This window comes from Paraplanobispora takensis, from assembly GCF_016863195.1.
In the GTDB taxonomy this organism is placed as follows: domain Bacteria; phylum Actinomycetota; class Actinomycetes; order Streptosporangiales; family Streptosporangiaceae; genus Planobispora; species Planobispora takensis.
The window spans coordinates 294,215-302,924 of record NZ_BOOK01000016.1; the positions used below are offsets into that span (position 1 = coordinate 294,215).

The window sequence follows — 8,710 nt, forward strand, 5'->3', positions numbered from 1 at the left end:
AGTATCCTGGTTGCAGTATGGGAACACCTTCGTTGACATCTCCGCTCGCCGATCTCCACACCCGTCTCCCCGAGCTGACGCTCCGCGACCAGCGACGGCTGGGACGGCGGCTCGACGGCGCCCGGAAGGTGCGGAACCGCTCCGCGCAGCAGAAGATCGCCGAGGAGATCGGCGCCGACATCGAGCGGGCCGAGCGGCGGATCGCCGAGCGCCGCGCGGCCGTGCCTACGGTGACCTATCCGGAGGCGCTGCCGGTCAGCCAGCGCAGGGACGACATCCTGGAGGCCATCCGCGACCACCAGGTGGTGATCGTCGCCGGTGAGACGGGCTCGGGCAAGACCACCCAGCTGCCGAAGATCTGCCTGGAGCTGGGCCGGGGGGTCAAGGGGCTGATCGGGCACACCCAGCCCCGCCGGATCGCGGCCAGGACCGTGGCCGAGCGCGTGGCCGAGGAGCTCGACACCCCGCTCGGCGACGCGGTGGGCTACAAGGTGCGCTTCACCGACCAGGCGAGCGACAGCACCCTCGTCAAGGTCATGACGGACGGCATCCTCCTGGCCGAACTGCAGAGCGACCGCGACCTCGCCCAGTACGACACGCTGATCATCGATGAGGCGCACGAGCGCAGCCTCAACATCGACTTCATCCTCGGCTATCTCAAGCAGCTCCTGCCCCGCCGCCCCGACCTGAAGTTGATCATCACCTCGGCGACCATCGACCCGGAGCGCTTCTCCCGGCACTTCGGAGAGGCCCCGATCGTGGAGGTCTCCGGCCGGACCTACCCCGTCGAGGTGCGCTACCGGCCGGTCGGCGAGGACGACGACCAGATCCAGGCCATCGGCGACGCGGTCGACGAGCTGTGCCTGGAGGGGCCCGGCGACATCCTGGTCTTCCTCAGCGGCGAGCGGGAGATCCGCGACACCGCCGACGCGCTGGCCAAACGCAAGGACGTCGAGGTCCTGCCGCTGTACGCCCGGCTGTCGGCCGCCGAGCAGCACAAGGTCTTCCAGCCGCACCGGGGCCGCCGCGTCGTGCTGGCCACCAACGTGGCCGAGACCTCGCTGACCGTGCCGGGCATCAAATACGTGGTCGACCCCGGCTTCGCCCGCATCTCCCGCTACAGCCACCGCACCAAGGTCCAGCGCCTGCCGATCGAGGCCATCTCGCAGGCCTCGGCCAACCAGCGCAAGGGCCGCTGCGGCCGCGTCTCCGAGGGCGTGTGCATCCGGCTCTACGAGGAGGAGGACTTCCTCGCCCGGCCGGAGTTCACCGATCCGGAGATCCTGCGCACCAACCTCGCCTCGGTCATCCTGCAGATGACCTCCATCGGCCTGGGCGACATCGCCGCCTTCCCGTTCGTCGAGCCGCCGGACCAGCGCCAGGTCAAGGACGGCATGGACCTGCTGCGCGAGCTGGGCGCCTTCGACGAGGCCAGGCGCATCACCCCGCTGGGCCGCAAGCTCGCCGGGCTCCCGGTGGACCCGCGCCTGGCCCGGATGGTGCTGGAGGCCGACCACAACGGCTGCGTGCGCGAGGTCATGGTCATCGCCGCCGCCCTGTCCATCCAGGACCCGCGCGAGCGCCCGGCCGACAAGCAGCAGGCCGCCGACGAGATGCACCGGCGCTTCGCCGACAAGGAGTCGGACTTCGTCTCCTACCTGAACCTGTGGAACTATCTGCAGGAGCAGCAGAAGGAGCTGTCCTCCAGCGCCTTCCGCCGGTTGTGCAAGGCCGAGTTCCTCAACTACCTGCGCGTACGCGAGTGGCAGGACGTCTACAGCCAGCTGCGGCAGATGTCGAAGTCCCTGGGCGTCACGCTCAACAGCACCCCCGGCGACGAGCAGAAGATCCACGTCTCCCTGCTGTCCGGCCTGCTGTCGCACCTCGGCGTCAAGGACATCGACAAGAAGGGCCCTCAGGAGGGGCAGCGCCGTCCGATCACCGAGCCGCGCCGGCCGTTCACGGAGTATGTCGGCGCCCGCAACGCCCGCTTCGCCATCTTCCCCGGCTCCGCGCTGGCCAGGAAGCAGCCGCTGTGGGTGATGTCGGCCGAGCTGGTGGAGACCTCCCGGCTCTGGGCCCGGGTCAACGCCAAGATCGAGCCCGAGTGGGTCGAGCCGCTGGCCCAGCACCTGATCAAGCGCACCTACTCCGAGCCGCACTGGGAGAAGAAACAGGCCTCCGTCGTGGCCTACGAGAAGGTCACCCTGTACGGCGTGCCGATCGTGGCCCAGCGCAAGGTCAACTACGGCCGCATCGACCCGGAGACGAGCCGCGAGCTGTTCATCCGGCACGCCCTGGTCGAGGGCGACTGGGAGACCCACCACGCCTTCTTCAAGGAGAACCGCAAGCTCCTGGAGGAGGTCGAGGAGCTGGAGGAGCGCGCCCGCCGCCGCGACATCCTCGTCGACGACGAGACGCTGTTCGACTTCTACGACCAGCGCGTCGGCCAGGACGTCGTCTCCGGGCGCCACTTCGACTCCTGGTGGAAGAAGGCCAAGCAGGCCGACCCCGACCTGCTCAGCTTCGAGAAGTCGATGCTCATCAGCGAGACGGCCGGGGACGTCAGCCAGCGCGACTACCCCGACGTCTGGAGGCAGGGCGGGCTGCGCTTCCCGCTGACCTACCAGTTCGAGCCCGGCGCCGACGCCGACGGCGTCACCGCGCACATCCCGCTCTCGCTGCTCAACCAGGTCAACGTCGAGGGCTTCGACTGGCAGATCCCGGGCCTGCGCGAGGAACTGCTCACCGCGCTGATCCGCTCCCTGCCCAAGAACATCCGGCGCAACTTCGTGCCCGCCCCCAACTACGCCAAGCAGGTGCTCCAGCGGGCCAAGCCCACCCAGGAGCCGCTGCTGGCCGTACTGGAGCGGGAACTGCTGAACCTCACCGGCATCCAGATCCCCCGCGAGGCCTGGCAGCTCGACAACGTCCCCGACCACCTGAAGATCACCTTCCGGGTGATCGACGGACGCAAGCACAAGCTCGCCGAGAGCAAGGACCTGGCCGAGCTCAAGCGGCGCCTGGCCCCCAAGCTCCGCCAGACCCTCTCCAAGGCCGCAGGAATGGAGCAGTCGGGCCTGACCAGCTGGAGCCTGGGAGAGCTGCCCAAGACCTTCGAGCAGCGCAAGATGAAGGCCTACCCGGCGCTGGCCGACGAGGGCTCCAGCGTGGCCGTGCGCATGTTCGAGACCGAGGCCGAACAGCGCCGCGCCATGTGGGAGGGCACCCGCAGGCTGCTGCTGCTCAACACCACCTCCCCGGCCAAGTGGGTCCTGGGCCGCCTGGACAATCAGGCCAAGCTGACCCTCAGCCGCAGCCCGCACGCGGGCGCCGCCGCGCTGTTCGACGACTGCATCGCCTGCGCCGCCGACAAGCTCATGGCAGAGTACGGCGGGCCGGTCTGGGACGAGTCGGCCTTCACCACCCTGCACGACAAGGTCCGCGCCGAGCTGTTCGACACCACCGCCGAGGTCGTCGACCGGGTCAGGGCCATCCTGGCGGTCTGGCACACTCTGAGCACCCGCCTGGGCGAGGCGCGCTCCAACCCTGCGGTGGAGGACGTCCGCGACCAGGTCGCCAACCTGGTCTATCCCGGGTTCGTCACCGCCACGGGCCACAAGCGCCTGCCCGACCTGCTGCGCTATCTGAAGGCGGCCGAGCGCCGGCTGGACAAGCTCCCCGACGACCCGTACCGCGACGAGGAGCGCATGCACAAGGTCCACGACGTCGAGGACGACTATCACGACCTGCTGGACAAGCTCCCGCCCGCCCGCCGCGGCGACGACGAGGTCCGCCAGATCCGCTGGATGATCGAGGAACTCCGGGTGAGCTACTTCGCCCAGACCCTCGGCACGCCGTACTCCATCTCCGACAAGCGCATCCGCAAGGCGATGGAGGGCATCGACCTGGGCAGTTCCTTCCAGCGCTAGCACGGTGAGCGGTGCCCGCCCCCGGTGAACGCCGCCCGCGTTCGCGGTGCGGACGTCTTCCAGGGGACGGGCAAGCGTCAGACGTTCTCCTCCACGGGGGCGAACAACGAGTCCGGGTCGGGCGGCGGCAGCGGGAGACCGAGGCGATCGAAGGACTGGCGCAGCGCGCTCTCGCTGGTGAGCACCATGTCGTAGACGTTCGCCGACGTCTGGGTAGAGATGATCTTCGCAAGTAGGTCGAGCAGGTCGCGAGCGCTCTTGTGCCGATCGTCGATCATGCTCTCGAAGACGGCGGCGGCGTTCTGCGGGGCCGCTCCCAGCTTGAGCGCGTAGCGGGCCATCCAACCGCTCTCCATCGCCTCGGAGAGGAACCGCTCGCACGCTACCCGGGAGTCGTGGAGCGCTCGCATGCGCCGCTCGACTTCCTCGGCCTCCGCCTCGATCGTGAACATCTCGCGGAGATGTCTCCGCCTGGCCTCCTTCACCTCCTCCGGCAGGGTGAGCTCCGCGTCGGCGCGCCATCCGGGCAGGAGCGGATCGGGATCGGACATCTCGTGATCCAGACAGGTGTTCACCTCCTGCTCTGCGGCGTCCAGATCGAAGATCGAATGCCTCCGGGTCGTGGAGCGCACGCTCCTGCGGACGGCTTCCCGGAGTTGCTCCTTCCGCTCGGGGGACAGGCTCCACAGGGAGAGGTTCTTGCGCTTGGAGCCGGGAACCCGCGACAACTTCACTGTGACCGAGAAGTCGAAGGTGTCGCCGTGCGAGGGGGAGGTGAAGGACAGCGTGGTCTCGTCCTTGTGCTCCGGCCCTCCCGGGAGACTGTAGTGGCTGTAGAGAAGCCCCATGCGTCAGCTTCCTTTCATGAGATGGGTCAGGTGGCGGCAGAACTCGGGTGTGACGCGGCCATGGAACCTCCACAGCCGCAGATGGAGGAGACCGGCCCGACTCAGGCGGGGAATCGATCCCATCCCGGAGAAGACGGCCTCGACGACGGCGCGCGATCCGGCCTGAGCAGGGGAGCGGGTGGCCCACGCGGTGAGGAGATCCCAGGCCTCGGGGGTCAGGGGCGGCTGCGATCGTGTGGCGGTGTCACGCGACAGGCCCCAGCCGAGGGCGTTCAGCCACAGGTCCGCGAGCTCTTGCCGGTCGGGGTGGTCGGCCGGCGAGGGCCGTTCGGGATTGTGCCTGTTCACGGAGAGCAGCCGGACGAAGGCGAGTGCGGCGGTGAGCCGCCTGCCGATGTTCTCGTGATCCCGGGCCCAGGTGGCGAGTTCCGTCACGATGCGGCCGGCCGTCTCGGTGACGTAGACGTCGGCGATGGATCTGGCGACGGCGTCACATAGGCGGTCACCGGTGGCGGTGAGGGCGATCGCCCCGAAAGCGCGCAGTGCCTGCCCGATGTTGTCGACGCCGATCTGTGAGCCGTATGCCAGCGCCGCCGTCAGCCGCTGGCCCGCGAGCTCCGAAGCCGCCCACTGCTGAAGCTGGCCGTGCACCTTTCCCAGCAGCTGCGGATCAGCGGCGGCGGCCTCCAGCGCCCAGGCGGCGAGAATCTTGGGTAACAGGCGTCTATCCCGGCTCCAGGGATCGAGGAACTCCCGGTCGATCTCCCGGAAATCGCATGTGGCCAGCCGCCCGACCGCGTGTGCGGCCTTGAGCCGGACCTGCCAGTCGTCCCGGGCGCCGGCCTCGCCCAGTGCCTTCAGCCACGTGTACAGGGGGGAGCGGATCACCGGCAGCTCCTGCCAGATCAGCCGGAGCACGGCCGGGGCCAGACCGCGCCGCAGTTCGACCCGCTGCCCGTCACCCGCCCGGGACGGCGGCGAGCTGAGCCCACCGTCCCGCATCCAGTCCCTGAGCTGCTCCCAGACGGCGATTCCCCCCTCGTCCTTCTTCCTGTCCTCTGCTTTGCGCACGAGGGCCGCCAGCTCCAGTGCCGCCCGTGAGACGGTCACCTCGGGCAGGCCGTGCAGTACCGCGCCGCTCGCCAGGAAGCACCGGCTCAGCATGGAGGTGCTGTCTCTCAGCCCGTCGCACAACCGCCGCTCGGCGAAGCGGGGCTGTTCCTGCAGGACCTCCGTCGCCGGGCGCCCCTCCCGCAGACCTTCGGCCACCCGCTCGGCCGCGTACGCGGCCTCTCCCGGTGTGCAGGCGGCGACGAGGTCGGCGACGGTCGCCGCATGCTCGTCGAGGCCGTACGCACGCCATGCGTCGGCGTCGTCCAGGCAGTGGGCGAGACTCTTGCGGAACACCTCCTCGGCCGACGGGGGAAGGTGGTCGACAACCCCGGCCAGCCGGTGTTCACCGGTCACCAGAATGACGATTCGGCAGGTCCGCGCCCTGGCCAGTTCCCGCAGGCAGGCCACCACGTGATCGGGGTCGCGCACCCACGGGCTGGAACTGGCGTCTATCAGATAGCCGAGCCCGGTCTCCAGGTCGGTCTCCGCCAGCCTGGCGGGGTCATTCGCGAGGCCGAGCTGCGCGACGGGCACCCGGTCCTCCTCCCCGGACGCCTTGGACCACGTCAGCAGAGCGGCGATCGCGGTCGTTTTCCAGCCGCTCTCGGCGCTGCCGTACAGGAAGGCCACGGGCTCGTCGTCGAGGGCCTTGACGAGGCGTTCCTGGGAGTCGGTGACCACCAGGCAGCGCAGGAGGCGTGAGGCCCGGTCCGGTTCGAGCCGGACAATGCGTACCCCGGACCGCTCGGCTCCGTCGTGGAGATAGATGGTGTCGGCCCGGTAGACGGAGCCCCCACCGGAGACGCGGTAGGAGGAGTCCCCGATCCAGTCACGTCCCGCGGAAGATCGTACGTCCTCCCCGTACAGCGTCTCCAGGCTCTCGGCCCTGAGCCGTCGTTGCTGTTCCTCCGCCTGGATCCGCCTGCTCAGCGGGACGTCCTCGGACTCCGTCTCGTTGTCGCCGCGAGGCTTCGACTTCTCATCACCGTCGTGTGGATTCCCCGTGTCATCCGATCCGCCTGCCCTGTCCGGAGCGGCTTGGGAACCGGGCCGGGCTGCAGGTGAGTCCGGCTTCTCATCGGCGGGAGACATCTCGTCTCCCGCGGAAGGCGTGCTTGTTGCCAGTGGATGGCCGTCGTTCACCGCGGCCGTCCCTTGCGATTGGGGGAGCCGATGTGGATGTCGCCCTGCGCGGTGTTCGCGGAGCCCCCTCCCTTGACCTTGATCATGTCGTTCATCGCGAGATCCCGGCCGGCGGATGCCGGGACGGTGGGTGGTTGCCCTTGCGGTGCGGGCTCCCCGGGGCCGATGAGATTCCCGAGCGCATGCACGTTGTGACCAGGAAGGTGGATGTGGGCGATGTAGCGCTCCTTCTTTTCCGCAACCTCCACTCGCCGGAAGTCATCCTTCGAGGGCCCGCCGTGGCACTGGCCGACGTAGTCCTCGAACATCCGATCCGAGACGATCACCCCCAGGTTGGCTTCCTGCCGGGCCTTCATCGCCGCCTTCAGCGCGGCGGCGTTCACCAGCCGGTTGGTCTGTACGGCGTGAGCCCCCGGGACGCCGTTCGCCCCGTCGAGGACGACCGGTCCTTCGTGGACCGAGAGCCGCATCCGCATCCGGGACATCGCGCTGTTGTATCCGGTCAGGACCTCGTTGAGTTCGGTGACGAATGACGTCAGGACGGTGACGGCGTCGGTTCCCGGCGGTAGGACGACGAACTGGCCGTCACCCTGCTCCTGACGTCGCCAGTCGAGCAGCCCGAGTCTGGCCAGCCCTGCCGCGTGGTCGAGCGCCCGGACCAGATCCCGCTGAAGTGTCGCCTGGTCGTCGCGGTTGCGGCTGCTGTAGTCCTCGATGTCGGTCGCGATCATGACCCGGTGTCCGGTGTGATTTTCCACGGAGGCCTCCATGAGCGGGGACGGAGACTTCACGATGAACCTGCATTGACAGGGTGAACCCGGATTAATAGGGCTTCAGGCGTTCGGCTGCCTCGGGTATGTCGGCGAACTTCGCAAGTTCCCCGGGTTCCATGATGATCACGCCTCGGCGGCCCCGCCGGATCAGTCCTCGTTCGGCCAGATCTCGCAGGGCTTTCTGGATGGTCGCCTCCTTCGCTCCGATGAGAGCACCGAGCTCCGTCTGAGTGAGGGGGACACCGATGTCCAGCCCTCGAGAGACTCTCCGGCCGTGACGAGCAGCCAGTGTCACGATGAGGCGTGCCAGCCGGATCCCGGCCTCATATCCCGCGAAGTCGAGCCTACGCTGGTTGGCCCAGCGCAGGCGGTCGCTGATCAGGCGGTTCAGGGCCAGTCCCGCTTCGGGCGTCCGCCGGAGGAAATCCATGAAGATCGGCCCTCTGACGACGCAGATGGTCGATCGGCTGCAGGTTGTCACGGTCGCGGAGCGTGGAGCTTCGTCCAGCACCGCCATGTCGCCCACGATGTCTCCGCTGACCCGTACGGCGAGCAGCACCTCGCTGCCGTTCTCCGCTCGTGCAGTGATCTTCGTGATGGCATCGATGAGCAGGAAGACAACCTCTCCGACACCACCCTGATGGATGAGTTCGTGTCCGGCAGGCCGACAGGTCGTGACTCCCAGGTTCAACAGTTGAGCTCTGACCGGGTCTGATAGCTGGGAGAGAAAGCTCGCCCGGGCAAACGGATCGCTTGATTGGTCCCTCGCCACGCACGTTCCTCCGGAGGAGATGCGCCTGTGCTGACGAATGTTTCATCCGTCGCCGGGTTCATCAACCGGGCGAGGGATGAACCCGGCAGTGCGGCGACGGCGGCTCCGGTCGCGCGGTGCGCGACCGGA

The 8,710-nt window shown here is 68.5% G+C and carries 5 protein-coding genes; 1 reads left to right on the forward strand and 4 read right to left on the reverse strand.

The window, feature by feature from the left end; translation table 11 throughout:
• The first annotated feature begins 17 nt into the window (after positions 1–17).
• The gene (hrpA, locus tag Pta02_RS12960) at positions 18–3,932 is read left to right on the forward strand and encodes an ATP-dependent RNA helicase HrpA (protein ID WP_203875008.1); all 3,915 of its coding nucleotides are present in this window, start codon (positions 18–20) and stop codon (positions 3,930–3,932) included.
• A gap of 77 nt (positions 3,933–4,009) precedes the next feature.
• On the opposite strand, the gene Pta02_RS12965 is transcribed toward hrpA, so the two are convergent.
• The 4 genes from Pta02_RS12965 to Pta02_RS12980 all read right to left on the reverse strand — a co-directional run bounded on the left by Pta02_RS12965 (position 4,010) and on the right by Pta02_RS12980 (position 8,581).
• Positions 4,010–4,780: a hypothetical protein gene (locus Pta02_RS12965; RefSeq protein ID WP_203875009.1), complete on the reverse strand. Its 771-nt coding sequence runs from the start codon at positions 4,778–4,780 to the stop codon at positions 4,010–4,012.
• A 3-nt stretch (positions 4,781–4,783) separates the two neighbouring features.
• Entirely contained in the window at positions 4,784–6,985 is a 2,202-nt protein-coding gene (locus Pta02_RS12970; RefSeq protein ID WP_203875010.1) for a hypothetical protein, read from the reverse strand.
• Positions 6,986–7,032: 47 nt separating this feature from the next.
• Positions 7,033–7,794, reverse strand: coding sequence for a hypothetical protein (locus Pta02_RS12975; protein ID WP_203875011.1), 762 nt, complete (start codon positions 7,792–7,794; stop codon positions 7,033–7,035).
• A 64-nt stretch (positions 7,795–7,858) separates the two neighbouring features.
• Positions 7,859–8,581: a Crp/Fnr family transcriptional regulator gene (locus Pta02_RS12980; protein WP_203875012.1), complete on the reverse strand. Its 723-nt coding sequence runs from the start codon at positions 8,579–8,581 to the stop codon at positions 7,859–7,861.
• Positions 8,582–8,710 lie beyond the last annotated feature (129 nt).

Bases quoted from the DNA above. Each gene is read 5' to 3' on its own strand.
- Pta02_RS12965 (WP_203875009.1), bottom strand. From the start codon at position 4,780: ATGGGGCTTCTCTACAGCCACTACAGTCTCCCGGGAGGGCCGGAGCAC.
- Pta02_RS12970 (WP_203875010.1), bottom strand. From the start codon at position 6,985: ATGTCTCCCGCCGATGAGAAGCCGGACTCACCTGCAGCCCGGCCCGGT.
- hrpA (WP_203875008.1), top strand. From the start codon at position 18: ATGGGAACACCTTCGTTGACATCTCCGCTCGCCGATCTCCACACCCGT.